The 19795-nt window shown below is 70.9% G+C and carries 16 protein-coding genes and 1 tRNA gene; 14 read left to right on the top strand and 3 right to left on the bottom strand.

Going from position 1 to position 19795, the window contains the following annotated elements; translation table 11 throughout:
- The first annotated feature begins 337 nt into the window (after positions 1-337).
- The 3 genes from AOK11_RS26050 to AOK11_RS26040 all read left to right on the top strand — a co-directional run bounded on the left by AOK11_RS26050 (position 338) and on the right by AOK11_RS26040 (position 3201).
- Entirely contained in the window at positions 338-1165 is an 828-nt protein-coding gene (locus tag AOK11_RS26050) for a glycerophosphodiester phosphodiesterase (protein WP_055596157.1), read from the top strand.
- A gap of 165 nt (positions 1166-1330) precedes the next feature.
- Positions 1331-1969, top strand: coding sequence for an ATP-binding protein (locus AOK11_RS26045; RefSeq protein ID WP_055596156.1), 639 nt, complete (start codon positions 1331-1333; stop codon positions 1967-1969).
- A gap of 266 nt (positions 1970-2235) precedes the next feature.
- Complete coding sequence (locus AOK11_RS26040) at positions 2236-3201, top strand: DUF5926 family protein (RefSeq protein WP_055596155.1); 966 nt, start codon at positions 2236-2238, stop codon at positions 3199-3201.
- A gap of 468 nt (positions 3202-3669) precedes the next feature.
- Here AOK11_RS26040 and AOK11_RS26035 read toward each other — a convergent pair whose 3' ends face one another.
- Positions 3670-4335, bottom strand: a complete 666-nt coding sequence (locus AOK11_RS26035) for a bifunctional DNA primase/polymerase (RefSeq protein ID WP_055596154.1) — start codon at positions 4333-4335, stop codon at positions 3670-3672.
- A gap of 527 nt (positions 4336-4862) precedes the next feature.
- Here AOK11_RS26035 and AOK11_RS26030 point away from each other — a divergent pair.
- Entirely contained in the window at positions 4863-6416 is a 1554-nt protein-coding gene (locus tag AOK11_RS26030; protein WP_079035088.1) for a PP2C family protein-serine/threonine phosphatase, read from the top strand.
- A gap of 366 nt (positions 6417-6782) precedes the next feature.
- Complete coding sequence (locus tag AOK11_RS26025; RefSeq protein WP_055596158.1) at positions 6783-8243, top strand: aminopeptidase P family protein; 1461 nt, start codon at positions 6783-6785, stop codon at positions 8241-8243.
- Between the two features lie 165 nt (positions 8244-8408).
- Here the strand turns inward: AOK11_RS26025 and AOK11_RS26020 are convergent, their stop codons facing one another.
- Positions 8409-8873 (bottom strand): ATP-binding protein, encoded by a 465-nt coding sequence (locus AOK11_RS26020; RefSeq protein WP_055596152.1) that lies wholly within the window; start codon positions 8871-8873, stop codon positions 8409-8411.
- 219 nt (positions 8874-9092) lie between these two features.
- Between AOK11_RS26020 and AOK11_RS26015 the strand changes: the two genes are divergently transcribed.
- From AOK11_RS26015 to AOK11_RS25975, 9 genes are all read left to right on the top strand, one after another.
- Positions 9093-9965, top strand: coding sequence for a hypothetical protein (locus tag AOK11_RS26015; protein WP_055596151.1), 873 nt, complete (start codon positions 9093-9095; stop codon positions 9963-9965).
- A 260-nt stretch (positions 9966-10225) separates the two neighbouring features.
- Positions 10226-10987: a YcnI family copper-binding membrane protein gene (locus AOK11_RS26010; protein WP_055596150.1), complete on the top strand. Its 762-nt coding sequence runs from the start codon at positions 10226-10228 to the stop codon at positions 10985-10987.
- A 90-nt stretch (positions 10988-11077) separates the two neighbouring features.
- Positions 11078-11734, top strand: a complete 657-nt coding sequence (locus AOK11_RS26005) for an SCO family protein (RefSeq protein ID WP_055596149.1) — start codon at positions 11078-11080, stop codon at positions 11732-11734.
- Complete coding sequence (locus AOK11_RS26000) at positions 11731-12234, top strand: copper chaperone PCu(A)C (RefSeq protein ID WP_055596148.1); 504 nt, start codon at positions 11731-11733, stop codon at positions 12232-12234. The genes AOK11_RS26005 and AOK11_RS26000 overlap by 4 nt, the downstream gene beginning before the upstream one ends.
- A 13-nt stretch (positions 12235-12247) precedes the next feature.
- A complete protein-coding gene (locus AOK11_RS25995; RefSeq protein WP_055596147.1) occupies positions 12248-14347 on the top strand; it encodes a copper resistance CopC/CopD family protein in 2100 nt (699 codons plus the stop codon).
- 6 nt (positions 14348-14353) lie between these two features.
- Complete coding sequence (gene efeB, locus AOK11_RS25990; RefSeq protein WP_055596146.1) at positions 14354-15646, top strand: iron uptake transporter deferrochelatase/peroxidase subunit; 1293 nt, start codon at positions 14354-14356, stop codon at positions 15644-15646.
- 123 nt (positions 15647-15769) lie between these two features.
- Positions 15770-16702 (top strand): prephenate dehydratase, encoded by a 933-nt coding sequence (pheA, locus tag AOK11_RS25985; RefSeq protein WP_055596145.1) that lies wholly within the window; start codon positions 15770-15772, stop codon positions 16700-16702.
- Between the two features lie 598 nt (positions 16703-17300).
- The gene (gene serS / locus AOK11_RS25980) at positions 17301-18578 is read left to right on the top strand and encodes a serine--tRNA ligase (RefSeq protein ID WP_055596144.1); all 1278 of its coding nucleotides are present in this window, start codon (positions 17301-17303) and stop codon (positions 18576-18578) included.
- Complete coding sequence (locus AOK11_RS25975) at positions 18575-19378, top strand: HAD family hydrolase (protein ID WP_055596143.1); 804 nt, start codon at positions 18575-18577, stop codon at positions 19376-19378. Before serS ends, AOK11_RS25975 begins: the two co-directional genes overlap by 4 nt.
- A gap of 65 nt (positions 19379-19443) precedes the next feature.
- Here AOK11_RS25975 and AOK11_RS25970 read toward each other — a convergent pair.
- Positions 19444-19528: transfer RNA gene (locus tag AOK11_RS25970), tRNA-Ser, on the bottom strand.
- Positions 19529-19795: the final 267 nt, after the last annotated feature.

The following is a 19795-nucleotide window of genomic DNA, read 5'->3' as shown; positions in this document are numbered from 1 at the left end:
CGCTTGTGCCCTCGTTCTCGGTGCTCACAGCTCTCTCTCCTCGATCCACGGCTGTTGTTCCAGGTCGCACTCGGTCACGCTCATTCACGCTCGATCACGCATGTCGACGAGTCCGGCACGCTTCAGCTGTGCATGTCTCTTTGTATGACGTCAGCTTTTCCCATGGGCCGTCAGGGCACCATAAGCCGTTCCTGTGGGTGCGAGACCATCCCTTATATAGGGCATTACTCACTAAGGGTGCACCAATCCCATGCCTCCGATCAGACGTCCGCGTCGCCCGGACCATCGACACCCGTGCGATCGCACGGGTACCCCCGCGCGATGGCACCATGACGCGGTGACCCCTGCACGCCAGCGCCCGCCCCAAGTCGTCGCCCACCGCGGAGCCTCCGAGGACGCCCCCGAACACACCCTGGCCGCATACCGCAAGGCGATCGAGGACGGTGCGGACGCGCTCGAATGCGATGTACGACTGACCGCGGACGGTCATCTCGTCTGCGTCCACGACCGTCGCGTCAACCGTACGTCCAACGGCCGCGGTGCGGTGTCGGCGCTGGAGCTCTCCGATCTGTCCACCCTGGACTTCGGCTCCTGGAAGACCCGTGACCCGCTCGGGGGGCGGGCCGAGGAGCCCGACTGGGAGTACAGGCCGGAGGACCGGGAGGCGACCTCCGTCCTCACCCTGGAGCGGCTGCTGGAGCTCGTCGCCGACGCCGGCCGCCGGGTGGAGCTGGCGATCGAGACCAAGCACCCCACGCGGTGGGCAGGACAGGTCGAGGAGCGGCTGCTGCTCCTGCTGAAGAGGTTCGGCCTGGACGCGCCCGGCACCCCCGAGGAGTCCCCGGTACGTGTGATGAGCTTCTCCGCGCGGTCGCTGCATCGCGTGCACGCCGCCTCACCCACCCTGCCGACGGTCCACCTCATGCAGTTCGTCTCGCCCCGCCTGCGCGACGGGCGGCTGCCGGAAGGGGTGCCGATCGCGGGCCCCTCGATCCGGATCGTCCGCAGCCACCCCGCGTACATCGAGCGCCTGAAGCGGTCCGGCCACCAGGTACACGTGTGGACCGTGAACGACCCCGAGGACGTGGAGGCCTGTGTCGGCCTCGGGGTCGACGCCATCATCACCAACCGCCCCCGCGCGGTGCTCGACCAGCTCGGCCGTTGAACGGGACGGGGCGGTCCGGCCATGCGATCCGCCCTGCTCAGCGCAGGGCCCTTGACCACGACCCTCCTCTCGTTCCATCCTCACATCTCGGCCACATCGACTAAATCCAGCCATTCGACTACGAGGAGTGCTCCGGCGCATTCGGTGCGTGCTCGGTTGTTTCGAGTGCGTCACCGCACACGGATGGGCCGGTTTCCGGTTCAGGCCCGTGGGGCATTCACACCGTGGCGTGGGGCGAAGGAGGTTTCGGGGGTGGCGTTGGTGGTCGCACAGGAGGTGCCCACGTCGTCGAGCATGGCCGTACCCCATGGCCCTGCGGGCGTGGGGAAAGCGAGGCGCCGTATGCGCCTGCAGTTGCGCGACGGCGGCGTGGCGGACACGGTCATCGACGATGCCGTACTGATCCTTTCCGAACTGTTGAGCAACGCGTGCAAACACGGCAGACCCCTGGGCGACGCCCTGGCCGGGGACGGCGACGTCCGCGCGGCCTGGCAGGTGGGCCCCTGCGGCCGGCTGGTCGTGGAGGTCACGGACGGCGGAGGCCCGACCCGGCCGGCACCGGCGACCCCGTCGGTCACCGCGCACGGCGGCCGGGGGCTGAACATCATCACGGCGCTGGCCGACGACTGGGGCGTACGCGACGAGGTACCGGGCGAGGTCACGGTGTGGGTCGTCGTCCACGACGACGTGTACGACCCGGACGCCGGACACCGGCGCGACGACTTCGCCGCGCGGGTGACGGCGCCCTCGGTGTCCGAGCTGTCCGGCCTGGAGTTCGCGGACGCCTTCGACCGCCTCGACTGACGACGTACGCGCGGCGATCCCCCACGACCACTCCGCGTGGTCGTCTCCCGTCGGTCACCTTCGGTCACCGTCGCCGCCTCACGGTCGCATCGCGGCGGCCCCGTACGGACCCGGCCCCGTACGGAACCGGTCCCGTACGGAACCGGTCCCGTACGGCTCGCGCGTCGCCCACGGTCGGCATGTTGTCCACAGGGTCCCGTCAGCGGCGTCGTGAACGGCTAGGCTCCCGCCCGTACGAGACGAGCCGTAACCGGGAGACACCCACGATGGCCAAGAAGCGCCCTCAGACCAAGGCCAAGCGCCCGCAGCTCACGGACGGAGAGATCCCGGTCGTCGGCGCCCGAGAGCCCTGCCCCTGCGGCAGCGGCCGCCGCTACAAGGCCTGCCACGGCCGTACCGCCGCGCACGCCGTGACCGAGCTGGTGCACCGCCCGTTCGAAGGGCTGCCGGGCGAGTGCGACTGGGTGGCGCTGCGCGAACTGGTGCCGGCGGCCACCGTCGAGCTGCCCCTCAAGGACGGCCTGCCCGACGGCGTCCCGTCGGTCACCCTGGCCACCGTGCTGCCGATGGCCTGGCCCGCGCTGCGCCGCGAGGACGGCTCGGTCCTCCTCGGCCTGCAGAACGACACGTCGTCCGGCGACATCAGCCGCGACCTCGCCGACACCCTCCAGCGCGCCCTCGTCGCCGATCCGGGCACCCCGGTGCAGGCCCGCCGCGCTCCGGCCGACGGGCCCCGGCTGCAGGATCTCCTCGACCCCGAGGGCGCGTTCGAGCCGGTGGTGCACAGCGGCTTCGAGTTCTGGGTCCCCGACCCGGAGAACGCCGCCCCGGACGTGACCGCCTCCCTGGAACGGGCCAACTCGGCGGCCATCCCGACCGTCAAGCTCTCGGGCGTGGACTCCGCGTACTGGTGCGAGACGCCCGAGAAGAACCATCTGCGGTGGGTCATGCCGCACCCCGAGGAGCAGCTTCTGGACGCCTTGGCGCGACTGCACGCGGCGGGTCGCTCCTCCCTCGGTGAGGGGACCCGTCTCGTGGGTTCCTTCCGCGCCCACGGACTCATCGTGCCGGTCTGGGACCTGCCCAGCGGGGTCGGCGCCGAGGACGTGGAGAAGCCGGCGGCCGAGTTCGCCGAGCGCCTCGCCCCGGCCCTGGCCACCGACGCCCCGCTCACCGCCGACGAGCGCCGCGCGCGCGGCGGTCTGACCAACCGCCAGGTCACCCTCAGCTGAGGCACGGACAGGCTCCCCGGTCGTGCTGACCGCCCGGTCAGCACGACCGGGCGGTCAGCATGACCGGCTTCCTCCACAACTCCCGGCGGAGACAGGCCAGTCGATGACCGGAAAAGCTGAGATCGAATTTGCTAACAGCCGATCTCTTGTTACCGTTCCAGTAGCCCGGTTGCTGGTGCATCCCCCGTCGCCAGCAACCGGGTCTTTCTGTGACCACTCTTCCTCACAGCACACAGCCGCATGCCGACCAGCGGTTCCCACCGATCGGCTGCTCCCCGGCACGCAGCACGACAGCGGCCCGCGTCCGGCCCGGTTCCCGAACTCCGTGTCCGGGCAACCGGCGTGCACCACCGCTCGAAGCCGCCCCACCGGGGTTCAGGTGGAGAGCACGGGAACCGTGGAGACGACGAAGCCGCCGGACGCCGCGCGGCGCCAGGGAGTGCCGGGCGCCGCACCTGCCGGGAGTCGCTACTTCTCGGGCGCGCTCACACCCGTACGGGTGAGGGCCTCGACCACGGCGTCCACCACGGCCTCGACATCGGGCACCCAGGGCGAGGCCGAGCCGGGCAGCGGCGCGCGCTCCCAGCGGACATCTCCCAGGCCGGTGGCGGACGGGGGCAGGGCGAGATAGCCGCCCTCGCCGTGGAAGCGGAGGGAGCCGGGGACGAAGTCCTTGGCGTACAGCAGCTCGCCCAGCTGCTCCAGGGAGTACGGCTTGACCAGGATCGACCAGCGGTCCGCCGAGGCGACGACTGGGCCGAGCCGCATGCCGAACCGGTCGAGGGCGTCCAGGGCCCGGGCGGCCGGCTCCGCGGGCAGGGAGACCGCGCAGGGCGCCCTGCCCCCGGTGGCCAGGATGACGGACGCCGTGGGCCGGTTGCCCCACCACCAGCGCACCATGCGCGCGTCGGTGGTGGCGGCGAGGAGCCCGGGGTCGAAGGGATGGGCGCCCGGCACTGTGCATTCGGGGTCCGGGCAGCCGCAGCGGGACCCGCCCTGCGGGTCCGTCGCCACACCCGGGAGTACCGGCCACTGCCAGTGCGAGGCGAAGGTCAGGGCTGCTTCGATCAGCTGGGGCCCACTGTCGCCTCGCCGGGACAGGAGCCTGCGTCGCCTTCCGAGGATCTCGCGCATGAGCGCTCGTTCCTTTCCGTTGCACGCCTGGCAACACCGTGGTCCACATCACAACATGTGTCGATCACTGCACTGTGCGTACCTACTGTGCGTACCTGTTGGCGCATCACACCCCCGCACCGGGCAAGGGGAGCCCCTATGGGCCGAGCAAGGTCTGCCTCCGCGGCCGTGCCACCCCTACTGCGTCGGTCGGAAGCACGGGGTGGCGTGGGGGTGGCGAAGTCTGGCGTTTACCGTCGCGCGTGTTTCTCTCCGCCTCCGCCACGGGAGGATGGGGCACGGTCGTCGGTGGTTAAGACGCCCGGGTCCGTCGCCAGGTTCCCGGGTGATTCCCAACCACCCCTGGCCTTCTCCGAGTACGTACCCATCACGACCGCTGTGACGCTCCGTCGAGCGAGCCCAGTCGACCGCAATCAGCCTCCCCCTGAGGCAGTTTCAAGCCAAGTTTCATTTTCGGCAAGAGGGTGGGGGAGAGTTCTCTCCGGACTCACTCCGAACCCACGGACACCAGGAATCCCAGCAGGACAATGCTGGACATCTCCTCACGAGAACGTGTACATGTGGAGACACTGCCGGCGACGCAGGATGACATGGGGGTTTGCGATGCTTTTGAGCAGTTCGTACCTGCGGGAAAGCCGGACGCCATGAGCGCCCCGCATCCTCCGAAAGTGGCTGGAATCGATTCAACGGTTCCGGCCCCCGCACACACTGTCGCGCCCGTTGCTACGGGTACCTCCCCGGCCGCCCCGGCAAACCCCCAGAACGCACCGGGCGCACTTCTGCAGGACCGGCTCGCGGGATGGGTCTCCGACCTCACGACCCTCCACGAGCTGACCGAACGCCTGGCCCGCACGCGCTTCCTCGACGAGGCGCTCCAGGAGCTGCTGCGCGCCGGCGCCGCCCTGGTGGGCGCCCGACGCGGTCTCGTCGTCCTGGAACCGCCCGACGGTCGCGGCCCGGACACCATGATCGGTCTCGGCCTGGCCCGCGCCGATCTCGGCCACATCGAGACGATCCCGCGCAGCGCGATGCCCTACGGCAGGATCCTCGACGGGGTGCCCGGCGCCGACGACGGCATCGCCGTACCCGATCTGCTCGCCGAGAAGGAACTCGACCCCCGGCACCGCGAGGTCGCCGCCCGCCTCGGCTATACCGCGAGCTACACGCTGCCCCTCACCCCCGCCGGGGCCGTGGCCTGCACGGGTACCACGCAGGCGGCGGAGGCGGCGCGGCGCCTGGGCGCCGCGGTGTGGCTCTACGACGAACCCGCCGAGCCGTCGGAACGCCAGCGGCACCTCGTCGGTCTCTACTCCCGTTACGCCGCCGAGCATCTCGCCCGCCTCCTGGAACTCGAGCGCGCGCGTGCGTCCATGACCACCATGTCCGAGGAGCTCCTCCCCTCACGCCTGCCCCGGATTCCCGGCGTCCAGCTCGCCGCCCGGCACCGCACCTCCCCGCACGGCGGCGGCGACTGGTACGACGCGCTGCCGCTGCCGGACGCCGCCCTCGGCCTCGCCGTGGGGTCCGTCACCGGGGCCGGACCGAGCGCGATCGCCGCGATGGGGCGGCTGCGGGCGTCCCTGCGCGCGTACGCCGTGATGGAGGGAGAGGACCCGGTCGCCGTCCTGTCCGACCTGGAACTGCTGCTGAGGCTCACCGAACCGGCCCGATCGGCCACCGCGCTGTTCGGCTACTGCGAACCCGAACTGCGCAGGGTCACGCTCGCCGGTGCCGGCCACAGTCCGCCGCTGCTGCTCGGCGAGCGCCGCACGGAGTTCGTGGAGACGTCGGTCTCGGCCCCCCTGGGCATGCTCGCCTGCTGGGAGGCGCCGAGCGTGGAGGTCCACGCGGAACCGGGAGAGACGGTTCTGCTCTACACCGACGGGCTGCTGCACCGTACCGGCGATCCCACCGACCGCGCCTTCGCGCGACTGCACGCGGCTGCCGCCGGGGTGCCCCAGGCGCTGCGGCGCGACCCCGGCGCGATCGCCGACCACATCCTGCGCACCGTGCTGCCCGAGGAGCCGGAGACGACGGACTCCACGGAGGACGTCGTCCTGCTGGCCGCACGGTTCGAGTAGCCGCCCCGGGCGGGGCGGGAGGCGGCGGCGCCGGGCAGGCAGGGAGGTGCCGGTTCGCAACACCGGTTCACAGCACTACTGGTTCGCAGCACTACTGGTCCGCGGCACTACTGGTCCGCAGTCGGCTCGACGCCCGCTCCTGTGCCGGTGGGTCGCTTCCTGTGCCGGTGGGTCGCTCCCGTCACCCTCCGCGCGCCCTCGGTAACAGGCCCTTCCCCCCGGTGACCGTTTCGTCGGTAACCGTACGATGGAGGAGGTCCCCCGGCCCGGACGAAGCCGACACCCTGGGGGAGGTCCAGAGCTTTACCGAGGAGGATGACCGCTGTGGCAGAAGAGCTCCCGACCGCGTTCGACGAGGCCGCCGGTATGCCGGACCCGGAGACCGCGGTGGGCCCGGAGACCGGTGAGGAAGAGCCCGTCAAGCAGCGCAAGAACGGCCTCTACCCCGGCGTGTCCGACGAGCTGGCCGAGAACATGAAGAGCGGCTGGGCCGACACCGAGCTGCGTGACCTCGAGCCGATCCCCCAGACAGCGGAGACCGCCGCCCGCCGCGCCGCGCTGTCCGCGCGCTTCCCGGGTGAGCGCCTGGTCGTCCCCGCGGGCAACCTGAAGACGCGGTCCAACGACACCGAGTACGCCTTCCGCGCCTCGGTCGAGTACACCTACCTCACCGGCAACCAGACCGAGGACGGCGTCCTCGTCCTGGAGCCGACGGCCGACGGCCACCAGGAGACGATCTACCTCCTGCCGCGCTCGAACCGCGAGAACGGCGAGTTCTGGCTGGACGGCCAGGGCGAACTGTGGGTCGGCCGCCGCCACTCCCTCACCGAGGCCGAGAAGCGGTACGGCATCCCCGCCGCCGACGTGCGCGAGCTGGCCGGCGCCCTGCGCGAGGCCACCGGCCCGGTGCGCGTCGTGCGCGGGTACGACGCCGGCATCGAGGCGGCGCTGACCGACAAGGTCACCGCCGAACGCGACGAGGAACTGCGCGTCTTCCTCTCCGAGGCACGTCTGGTCAAGGACGCCTTCGAGATCGGCGAGCTGCAGAAGGCCGTCGACTCCACCGTCCGCGGTTTCGAGGACGTCGTGAAGGTCCTCGACAAGGCCGAGGCCACCAGCGAGCGCTACATCGAGGGCACGTTCTTCCTGCGCGCGCGGGTCGAGGGCAACGACGTCGGCTACGGCTCCATCTGCGCCGCCGGTCCGCACGCCACCACCCTGCACTGGGTGCGCAACGACGGCCCGGTCCGCTCGGGCGACCTGCTGCTGCTCGACGCCGGTGTCGAGACGCACACGTACTACACGGCGGATGTCACCCGCACCCTGCCGATCGACGGCACGTACAGCACGCTGCAGAAGAAGATCTACGACGCCGTGTACGACGCCCAGGAGGCCGGTATCGCGGCGGTGAAGCCCGGTGCCAAGTACCGGGACTTCCACGACGCCGCCCAGCGGGTCCTGGCCGAGCGGCTCGTCGAGTGGGGTCTGGTCGAGGGCCCGGTGGAGCGGGTGCTGGAGTTGGGCCTGCAGCGCCGCTGGACCCTGCACGGCACCGGCCACATGCTCGGCCTGGACGTCCACGACTGCGCGGTCGCCCGTACCGAGACGTACGTCGACGGCACCCTGGAGCCGGGCATGGTGCTCACGGTCGAACCGGGCCTCTACTTCCAGGCCGACGACCTGACCGTTCCCGAGGAGTACCGGGGCATCGGCGTCCGCATCGAGGACGACATCCTGGTGACCGAGGACGGCAACCGGAACCTCTCCGCCGCGCTGCCCAGGCGGTCGGACGAGGTCGAGGCATGGATGGCGGCCCTCAAGGGCTGATCACCGCCCGAGGAGCTGAAGGACCGCTCGACGGTCTGATGTGCGTACTGTGGCCGGCACCCCGCGCGGGGTGCCGGCCGCAGTGTGATCGGGTTCAGTGCGATCGAGTGCGGTGCGATCGGGTGCGCTTCCGCGCGTCCGCCGATTCCCGAACCGGTGGTGAGGTCACACCGCCATCAGCGGCGGGCCCTTCCGCCATTTGAGAATCTTGTCGAAGCTCACCACGGCGCCGCTCCGATCGGGCTTGTTCCCGATGTCGACGTGATCGACGAGTTCCTGGATGAGACAGAGGCCGCGGCCGTGTTCGGCGTCGTACGGCGCGGGGCAGGCCGACGGGTGGGGGCGGCCGCCGGCCACGGCGGGAAAACCGGGACCCGCGTCGGCGACCTCGATACGACACTTCTCGCCCTCGAGATAGGCGGTCACCCGGTACGCCTCCGAGGACCCGCCCCGGGCGGCGCCCCCGCCGTGCTCGACGGCGTTCGCACAGGCTTCGGTGAGGGCGACGGAGAGGTCGTAGGAGATGTCGGGGTCAACGCCCGCGGTCTCCATCGCGCCGAGAAGAAGGCGGCGCGCGAGCGGCACGCTCGCAGCATCACGGCGCAGATGGAGTGACCACCAGATGCTCATGCTCCAGCCTCCCGGCCGCGGCTCGACATACCGTTACCTATTGCCCTGCGTACACACTTGTAAGCATGCCGTTGACGTGATAACCCCCATATGGCGGGTGCGCCATGAAGCCGACCGGTGTATGTGGGGCACCTCGCACATAAGTGATCTTCCGGTCGTAGCTCTCCTTGCGGACCTGCCGTACGGCGGCCGGAGGCCCAGTGCGATGATGAGCCCGCCATGACTGCCCCCCACCCACACACGACGCGCTCCGGACGCGGGCTCCGGACCCTGCGGGCCGCGGTGTTCGCCGCGGTCTGCGTCGTGCTGGCCGGGGCAGGGCACACACTCGCCTCCCCCGCCGCGGTTCCGCTGTGGACCCTGGGCGTCGGATTCCTCGGGACGTTCGTGGCCTCGGTACCGCTCGCCGGACGCGCGCGGTCCCTTCCGGGCATCGCCGTCCCGCTGGCGGTCTGCCAGACGGTGCTGCACGCCCTGTTCGGCATCGGCCAGCACGGTGCCGCGACCCCCGCGCACGTGTCGCCGTCCGTGTCCGCACCCCTGTCCGACACCTCGCTGATCGAGCAGGCGGCCCGGCTGATGTGCGGCGCCGGCGCGGTGTCCATCAGCCCCGCGCAGGCGCAGCGCATCCTCACCGACGCCCGGGTCCACCCCGGCACGACCGGTACGGGGAGCACGACCGGCGGCACCCACGGGGGGCACGGCCAGGACGGCGTCCTGACCCTGGCCGCGGACCCCTCGGCCGCGGCCTCGGCAATGCCGCTGCTGCCGTCCCTGCCGATGCTGCTCGTGCACGTCCTCACCGCACTGGCCACCGGCTGGCTGCTGCGCCGCGGCGACCTGGCTCTGCTGCGGCTCACCGAACTGTCGGCGCACGGCGTCGCCGAGGGCGCCCTCGTACGGTCCCTGCGCGCGGCACTCGCTCTGGTACGCGCCCTGCGCGCGGGTCTCCCGGGGGCTCCGCAGGTGGCCCCGCGCCGGTTGCGCACCGTACCGGCCGTGCCGTCCACGCCCCGTACCACCGCACTCCAGCACACGGTGATCCGCCGGGGACCGCCCCCGGCCGGCAGCGCACTCGCCCTCGCCGCCTGACGCGACCGGGCCCCTCGACGACCTCCGGACCTCCCGGTGGAAGGAGGGTGCCCGCATGCGGCATGGCACGGCACGCGCGTGCGCGTCCGTTTTCCCGCTTTTCCCGCGCACTTCCCGTGTACGTCCCGCCTGCTTCGCTCGTACTTCCCTCGTACGACGAGCCGTCTGTGGCCCAGTCGCCACCGGCGGGCGGGGACGTACGCGCCGTACGCGGTTCCCTCACCGTCAGCGAAACCCAACTGAAGCGGAGTGCTCCTTCCATGAAGGCTTCCCGTATCGCCGCCGTCGGCGCCGTCGCCGGTGTCGCCGTCCTCACCCTGTCCGCCCCCGCCTTCGCGCACGTCAGCGTGCAGCCCGAGGGTGAGGCGGCCAAGGGCGGTTACGCGGTCGTGAACTTCAAGGTCCCCAACGAGCGCGACAACGCGTCGACGACCAAGCTCGAGGTGACGTTCCCGACCGACCACCCGCTGGCCTCCGTGATGCCGCAGCCGATCGACGGCTGGGACATCAAGGTCACCAAGTCCAAGCTGGACAAGCCGCTGGAGATGCACGGCAAGAAGATCGACGAGGCCGTCACCAAGGTCACCTGGACCGCCGACGACGACGCCGGCATCGGCCCCGGCTTCTTCCAGAAGTTCCCGGTGTCTGTCGGCACCCTGCCCGAGAAGGCCGACGAACTGGTCTTCAAGGCGCTGCAGACGTACTCCAACAAGGAGGTCGTCCGCTGGATCGAGGTGCCGCAGGAGGGCCAGGAGGAGCCCGACTTCCCGGCCCCCGTACTCACCCTGGCCGAGGCCTCCGCCGACGGTCACTCGCACGGCGCGTCGGACGGCGGAGCCGAGGACGCCAAGTCCGACGAGAACGCCGAGAACGCCGCCGCGGAGACCACCGCGTCGGCCGACTCCGGTGACGCGGGCGGTACGGACACCACCGCCCGGGTCCTGGGCATCGTCGGCATCGTGGTCGGTGCCGCGGGTGTCGCCTACGGCGTACTCGCCGGGCGTCGGCGCGCCGACGCCTGAGCCCTTCCTCTGTTCAACGGCACGCACCGGGGTTCCACGGCCCGGTGGAACCCCGGTGCGTGCCGGAGCACCTACATTCTGGACACCATCATGCGCAAGAAGACCCTCACGGCGGCGGCCCTGCTCGCCGCCGCCACCCTGGCCCTCTCCGCCTGCGGCAGCGGCGACGGCGACAGCGGCGAGCCCATCGCCGTGGTCTCCGAGGAGGCCGGCGCGGAGAAGGCCGCCACGGCCCTCGACAATCCGTTCGAAAAGCCGGACCTCGTCCTCACCGACACCCAGGGCAAGAAGTACGACTTCCGCGCGGAGACCGCCGGCAAGCCCACGCTGATCTACTTCGGCTACACGCACTGCCCCGACGTCTGCCCGCTGACCATGAACAACCTCGCGGTGGCCAAGAAGCAGCTGCCCCAGGACCAGCAGGACGAACTGCGGATCGTGTTCGTCACCACCGACCCCGAGCGGGACACCTCCGCCGCGCTCGGCAAGTGGCTCAAGGGCATCGACTCCCAGGTCGTCGGCCTCACCGGCGACTTCGACACGATCCAGGCCGGCGCCCGCACCCTCGGCATCTCCATCAACGCGCCGCGCAAGGACGACAAGGGCCAGGTCGTCTCCGACCACGGCACCCAGGTCATCGCCTTCTCCCCGAAGACCGACGGCGGCTACCTCCTCTACGGCGAGGACGCCACCGTCGAGGACTACACCGCGGACCTCCCCAGGATCATCAAGGGTGAGAAGCCGTGAGACGGCTCGCGAGGAGGCAGTTCCCCGGGAGGCCGCACGCCTTCGCGGCGGTGGCCGTCGCCGGGGTACTGACCCTCGCCGGCTGCGGCGGTTCGGACTCGGACGGTTCGGGCTCGGGCCCGGACGACGAGGCGGACCTGTCCGTCGGCTCCGCGTACATGCCGCAGCCGGTCTCGGACATGGCGGCCGGCTTTCTCGTGATCAGCAACAAGGGCGGCGCGGCCGACCGGCTGACCTCGGTCAGCAGTGACGCCGCCGACCGCGTCACCGTGCACGAGACCGTCGACGGGACCATGCAGGAGGTCGACACGCTCGACATCCCGGCCCGGGGCAGCCTCGTGCTCGAGAGCGGCGGCAATCATCTGATGTTCGAGCAGCTGACACGGAAACCGAAGCAGGGTCAGAAGGTCTCCGTCGAACTGCGCTTCGCCCACTCCGACCCCGTCACGGTCGAGATCCCGGTGAAGCCTGCCACCTACACCCCGAAGCACGGACACTGAGGGAGAAACCCCTGTGACCCAGACCATCGCCCCCCGCGTCCGGATCCTGGTGCTGCTGTTCCTGGCCGTCACCGGCGCGCTCCTCGCCGGGGCCGCTCCCGCCTCCGCGCACGCCGCGCTGACCGGAAGCGATCCCCGGCAGGGGACGGTGGTCGACAAGGCGCCCGCCCAGGTCTCGCTCACCTTCTCCGAACCGGTCGCGGTGAGCGACGACGCCCTGCGCGTCCTCGATCCCAAGGGCGAGCGGGTCGACAAGGGCGACCCGGACGGAGCGAGCGGCACCACGTACACCGTGCAACTGCTCAGCGGGCTGCCCGACGGCACCTACACCGTCACCTACCAGGTGGTGTCCGCGGACAGCCATCCCGTCGCCGGCGCCTTCACCTTCTCCGTCGGGGCCCCCTCGGAGACCTCCGTCGAAGCCTCCGCCCAGTCCCCCGACAACGGGTTGATCGGTTCGCTGTACGGCACCGGACGGTACCTGTCGTACGCCGGGTTCGCGGTCATGGTCGGCGGGGCCGCCTTCGTACTCGCCTGCTGGCGGCCCGGCTCCGGCGTACGGGCGGTGCAGCGGCTGGTCGTCTCCGGGTGGCTCACGCTCACCGCGGCCACCCTCGCACTGCTGCTCCTGCGCGGTTCCTACACGAGCTCCGGGAAGATCGGCGACGTCTTCGACCTGACGCTGCTCAGCGAGGTGCTGCAGACCAAGACCGGCGCGGCGCTCGTGTCACGGCTGCTGCTGCTCGCCGCGGCGGCGCTGTTCATCGCGGTGCTCTTCGGCTCCGCCCAGTACCAGCGGAACGACGAGGAGAAGCGGGACCTGTCCTTCGGGCTCGCCGTCGGGGGGACGGTCGTGGCGGCCGGGCTCGCCGCGAGCTGGGCCATGTCCGAGCACGCCTCCCAGGGAATCCAGCCAGGCCTCGCGATGCCGGTCGACGTCGTCCACCTGCTGGCCGTCGCCGCCTGGCTCGGCGGGCTCACCGCCCTGCTCGTCGCGCTCTACCGCGCCCCCGCCGACACCGCGGTCGACACGGCCGCCGTCCAGCGGTTCTCGCGGCTCGCGTTCGGCAGCGTGGTCGCGCTGGTCGTCACCGGGATCTACCAGAGCTGGCGGCAGCTCGGCTCCTGGTCGGCGTTCACCGACACCCGGTACGGGCAGTTGCTGCTCGTCAAGATCGGGCTCGTGGTGGCCATGGTCGGGATCGCGTACGCCTCCCGGAGGTGGACGGCCCGCCTGGCGGAGCCCGGTGCGCCGGTGACGCTCCGGGAGGAGCAGAAGGAAACCGCGGCGGCGATGTCGGCCACCGGGGGCGAGGCGGGACAGGAAAGCGCCGGGGCCACCGGTACCGGGAAGGCCAGGGCCGGTACGGAGACGACCGCGGCAGCCTCCGCTTCCGTCTCCGCGGCCTCGGCCGACACCGACACCGACACCGAACGGGAGAAGCCCGCGGCCGTCACGGGGCCTGCCGAGGTCCGGTCGGAGGAGTCGGGGGCCGGGACGAAGGCCGGCGGGGACTCCACGCGGGCCGCGCAGCTCGCCCGGCAGCGGGCCGCCGTGGCGACCGCCCGGCAGAAGCGACTGCGGGACGCCGACCCGAACCGCTTCGGGCTGCGCCGCTCCGTGCTCGCCGAGGCCGGTACAGCCGTCGTCCTGCTCGCGATCACCACCGTGCTGACACAGACCGAACCGGGGCGTACGGAGCAGGAGGCCGAGAGGGCCGCCTCCTCCTCGGCCCCGTCGCTGCCCTCGGCCTCGTCCGCCCAGGGCACCGGCGCGGTGACCCTGAACATGCCCTTCGACACCGGCGGCAAGAACGGCAAGGGCGTCGTCACCATCGACCTGGATCCCGCGCGCGTGGGCGGCAACGACATGCACGTCTATGTGGAGCGGACCGACGGCAAGGCCTTCGACGTCCCCGAGCTCAAGGTCGCCCTCACCCTTTCCACGAAGGACATCGGACCGCTGCCCGTCGTCCCCGACCGCCTCGCCACCGGACACTTGTCGGCGAGCGGAGTGCAGATCCCCATGGCGGGCGACTGGACCGTCGAGGTGACCGTGCGGACCTCCGACATCGACCAGGTGACCGTCTCCAAGAACGCACAGATCGGCTGAACCACCATGGCTGACCAGTCCACTCCGGAGGCCCGCACCCCTGTGGCGCCGGAACCTCGGGAAGGAGCCACCCCACCGGTCGCCCGGGAGGGCATCTCCCGGCGCCGTCTGCTCGGCACCGCCGGAGCCACCGGGCTGGTGCTCGGTGCTGCGGGCGGTGCCGTGGGCTACGCCGCCGCACCGGCCGAAGCCACCCCGCTGGCCTCCGTGGGGGAGGGCCGGGCGATGTTTCACGGGAAACATCAGCCCGGTATCACCGAAGGGCTTCCGGCCCGTGGTCATCTCGTCGCGTTCGACCTCGCGCCGGGCGCCGGGCGCAAGGAGGCGGCCGCCCTGCTGCGCCGCTGGTCGGACACGGCCCGGCGGCTCATGGCAGGCGAGCCGAGCGCCGACGGCGACACCGGTGTGGCACAGGACGCCGGCCCCTCCTCCCTGACCCTCACCTTCGGTTTCGGCCACAGCTTCTTCGCCCGCACCGGACTGGAGAAGCAGCGTCCGGCGGCTCTGGACCCGCTGCCCGACTTCTCCTCGGACCACCTCGACAAGGCCCGCAGCAACGGCGACCTGTGGGTGCAGATCGGTGCCCATGACGCCCTGGTCGCCTTCCACGCACTGCGCGCCGTGCAGAAGGAAGCCGGTTCGGCGGCCAGGGTGCGCTGGCAGATGAACGGGTTCAACCGCTCACCCGGTGCCACCACCCGCCCGATGACCGCCCGCAACCTGATGGGCCAGATCGACGGCACACGCAACCCCAAGCCGTCCGAACCCGACTTCGACCAGCGGATCTTCGTACCGGCGAACGGTGACCCCGCCTGGATGGCGAACGGCTCCTACGTGGTCGTCCGCCGTATCCGCATGCTGCTCGACGACTGGGAGAAGCTCGCGGTCAAGGAGCAGGAGGCGGTCATCGGCCGCCGCAAGTCCGACGGGGCGCCGCTGTCCGGAGGCACCGAGACCACCGCGATGGACCTGGAGAAGACGGACTCCGCGGGCAATCTGGTGGTCCCCATCAACGCCCACGCCCGGATCACCCGCCCCGACCAGAACGGGGGCGCGGCGATGCTCCGGCGCCCGCTCTCGTACCACGACGGCATCGACGCGAACGGCGTGCCGGACGCGGGTCTGCTGTTCGTCTGCTGGCAGGCCGACCCGCTGCGCGGTTTCGTGCCGGTGCAGCGCAAGCTCGATCGGGGGGACGCGCTCACGCCGTTCATCCGGCACGAGGCGAGCGGGCTGTTCGCGGTGCCGGGCGGCGCGGCGGAAAGCGAGTACGTGGGGCAGCGGCTGCTGGAGGGGTGAGGCGCCCCGCCCGACACGCACACCACCCGCATGCCACCCGCATGCCACTCGCATGCCACTCGCATGTCACTCCCGGGAGGGCATCCGGGGATGCCTTCGGCGCGGGCCCATTAGGGTGAGGTCATGCCAGCGAGCTACGCGTACCTCGGCCCCGAGGGCACCTTCACCGAAGTCGCCCTGCGCACTCTCCCGGAAGCGGCCACCCGGGAGCTGATCCCGTACGTGTCCGTGCAGTCCGCGCTCGACGCGGTACGCGCCGGGGAGGCCGAGGCCGCTTTCGTCCCCATCGAGAACTCCGTCGAGGGCGGCATCACCACCACTCTCGACGAACTGGTCGCGGGTACCCCGCTGACGATCTACCGCGAGGTGCTGCTGTCGATCACCTTCGCGCTGCTCGTGCGCCCCGGCACCAGGCTGTCGGAGATCAAGACCGTCACCGCCCACCCCGCCGCCCAGCCGCAGGTCCGCAACTGGCTGAAGAAGCACCTCCCGGACGTCGTCTGGGAATCGGCCGCATCCAACGCGGACGGGGCCCGACTGGTGCAGGAGGGCCGGTACGACGCGGCCTTCGCCGGCGAGTTCGCGGCGGCCCGGTACGGGCTGGAGGCGCTGGAGACCGGAATCCACGACGCGGAGAACGCCCAGACCCGCTTCGTCCTGGTCGGACGGCCCGCACGCCCCGCCGCGCCCACCGGTGCGGACAAGACGTCCATCGTGGTGTGGCAGCGCGACGACCATCCCGGTGGCCTGCGCGATCTGCTGGGCGAGTTCGCCACGCGCGGCGTCAACCTGATGCTGCTCCAGTCCCGGCCCACCGGTGCCGGTATCGGCAATTACTGCTTCTGCATCGACGCCGAGGGCCATATCTCGGACCGCAGGGTGGCCGAGACGCTGATGGGTCTCAAGCGGGTCTGCCTTCAGGTGCGCTTCCTCGGTTCGTATCCGCGTGCGGATGTGGGGCCGGCTGAGGTGCGGGAGCCGCTGCCCGGAACCTCGGACGACGAATTCGTGTCCGCGGCGGACTGGGTGGCGCGTTGCCAGGACGGCCGGTTCTGAGATTTCCAGCCCCACCGGTCATATTTACTGATTTTTGTTATCCACAGAAGTTATCCACAGGCCAACTTCTCGATCCGGGGACAAGTCGACAGCGTTGTGCCGTTCCGTCGACAAATCTCCCTACCGCCCATGATCGCGTTCACTCGCCCGGCGGACACCCTTCGTCCACCCTTTTCCTTTCGCCAACCCTTTGGGGTGACCATTTCCTGCCCGAAAGTAGAGGTAAGGGAGGGTTCATGAAGGGAATCCTCCCCTCCGGTCACGCGTTCCGGAATGGACCATTCCGAAATCCACAGACTTTCTTCACAGCCTGTGGATAACTTCCCCCGCCCTGTGGACGCCTGTGGACAACCGGACGCCGAATCCCGGTTCCACAAGGAATTTCAGTCAACGGACAGCCCGCGAACTGACCCTTTCCAGGGAGTGGCCCCCTCCTCTTCGACCCCGATCTCCGCCGAGTCGACCCTCGGGACGCCCCGCGGCGACCCCGACTGCACCCCTGTGGACACATTGCGCAATTCCCCCATAACGGGGCGTGAGGGACTCCGGTGGAATAGTGAGTCGTGGAGCGTCACCACGCACCGGTAGCCTTGAGCGCGTGATTGACCTTCGCCTGCTCCGTGAGGACCCCGACCGTGTGCGCGCTTCGCAGCGCGCCCGTGGAGAGGACGTCGCGCTCGTCGACTCCCTCCTGTCCGCCGACGAACGGCGCAGGTCGTCCGGCGTCCGCTTCGACGAGCTGCGCGCCGAGCAGAAAGCGCTCGGCAAGCTCATCCCCAAGGCGACCGGCGACGAGAAGGCCGAGCTGCTGAAGAAGGCCGGCACCCTCGCGGCCGACGTCAAGGCGGCCGACGCGGAGCGGGACGCGGCAGCGGCCGAGACGCAGGAGCTTCTGGGCAGGCTGAGCAACCTCGTCCACCCCGACGTCCCCGTCGGCGGTGAGGAGGACTTCGTCACGCTGGAGACGCACGGCACCGCCCGCGACTTCGGCGCCGAGGGCTTCGAGCCCAAGGACCACCTGGAGCTCGGTCAGATCCTCGGTGCCATCGACGTCGAGCGCGGCGCCAAGGTCTCCGGATCGCGCTTCTACTTCCTGACCGGCGTCGGCGCGCTGCTCGAGCTGGCTCTGGTGAACGCCGCGATCGCCCGGGCCACCGCGGCCGGCTTCACCCCGATGCTGACCCCGGCCCTGGTCCGGCCCCAGTCCATGGCGGGCACCGGCTTCCTCGGGCAGGCGGCCCAGGACGTGTACCACCTCGAGAAGGACGACCTCTACCTGGTCGGCACGTCCGAGGTGGCGCTCGCCGCGTACCACATGGACGAGATCATCGACGCCGACCGGCTGCCGCTCCGCTACGCGGGCTTCTCACCCTGCTTCCGGCGCGAGGCCGGCTCGCACGGCAAGGACACCCGCGGCATCTTCCGCGTGCACCAGTTCGACAAGGTCGAGATGTTCTCCTACGTCACTCCGGAGGAGTCGCAGGAGGAGCACCAGCGGCTGCTGGAGTGGGAGAAGGAGTGGCTGACGGCGCTGGAGCTGCCGTTCCGCGTGATCGACGTCGCCTCGGGCGACCTGGGTTCCTCCGCCGCACGGAAGTACGACTGCGAGGCGTGGATCCCGACCCAGGGCAAGTACCGCGAGCTGACCTCGACCTCGGACTGCACCGAGTACCAGTCCCGCCGGCTCCAGATCCGCGTACGTGACGGCAAGCGTGTGCGCCCGCTGGCCACGCTCAACGGCACCCTGTGCGCCGTACCGCGCACGATCGTGGCCATCCTGGAGAACCACCAGCAGGCCGACGGTTCGGTGCGGATCCCCGAGGTGCTGCGTCCGTACCTGGGCGGCCGGGAGCTTCTGGAACCGGTTTCCAAGTGAGCGCACCGTTCCCGTACCAACTCGTCGCCACCGACCTCGACGGCACCCTGCTGCGTGACGACCACTCGGTCTCCCGCCGTACCCGGGACGCGCTCGCCGCGGCCACCGCGGCGGGCGCCTCCCACATCGTCGTCACCGGCCGCGCGGTCCCCTGGACCCGGCCCATCCTCGACGACCTGGGCTACCAGGGCCTCGCCGTCTGCGGCCAGGGCGCCCAGGTGTACGACGCCGGAGCACACCGGCTGCTCACGTCGGTGACGCTGGACCGGCAGCTGGCCGCGGTGGCGCTGGCCAAGATCGAGGCGGAGACCGGCCCGCTGCACCTGGCCGCGAGCCGCGACGGGCTGGACGGTGAAGTACTGGTCGGCCCCGGCTACGAGGTGACGGGCAGACTGCCCTCGACGCCGCTCACGGACGCGTCGGACCTGTGGGCGGCCCCCCTGAACAAGCTGTACATACAGCACCCGACCCTCACCGACGACGAGCTCGCCGAGGCGGCCACCCGCACCGCGGGCGGTTTCGTCACCGTCGTCATGGCGGGCGAGGGCATCGTCGAACTGCTTCCCCTCGGCCTGTCCAAGGCCACCGGGCTGTCCCTGGCCGCTCGCCGGCTCGGGGCGAAGGCCGCGGGGACGATCGCCTTCGGCGACATGCCCAACGACATCCCGATGTTCGCCTGGGCCGCACACAGCGTCGCCATGGCCAACGCCCACCAGGAACTGCGGGCGGTGGCCGACGAGGTGACGTCCTCCAACGAGGAGGACGGGATCGCGGTGGTGCTGGAGCGGTTGCTGGGCTGAGGACGCCACGCCCGCTGAGCCGTTCAGGAACCCGGAGGGCTCAGCGGGGCGGGTTCGACGTCCTGCGGAGGATGCACGAATCGAACGTGCGCGGGCTTTCGCCCGACCGCGGCTCAGCAAGCCGGTGCCTTACCTCTCGGCCAATCCTCCGGGTGGGCGGCCCACGCGGCTGATGCGCGTGCTCGAAGCGGCCGCCCCGGGCAGCTTCCCGTGGAGCGGACTCGGCAAAGGAGCAGGAACTACTCCGGAGCCCGCCGTCGGCTGCCCTGGCGGGAGCTGGACGTACTGCCGTGCATGGACATCGTCCCGCTCCTCTCCCGGATCACGACACCGGAACCTTCCCGGCGATGCGGACACCACCACTCTGCCCGCCGGGCGAGGTGGGTGCCACTCATTTAGTGTCCTGAGTCGGGAATT

The sequence above is a fragment of the Streptomyces hirsutus genome, assembly GCF_001418415.1.
Classification (GTDB): Bacteria; Actinomycetota; Actinomycetes; order Streptomycetales; family Streptomycetaceae; genus Streptomyces; species Streptomyces hirsutus.
This window is presented reverse-complemented; position numbering and strand designations above follow the sequence as displayed.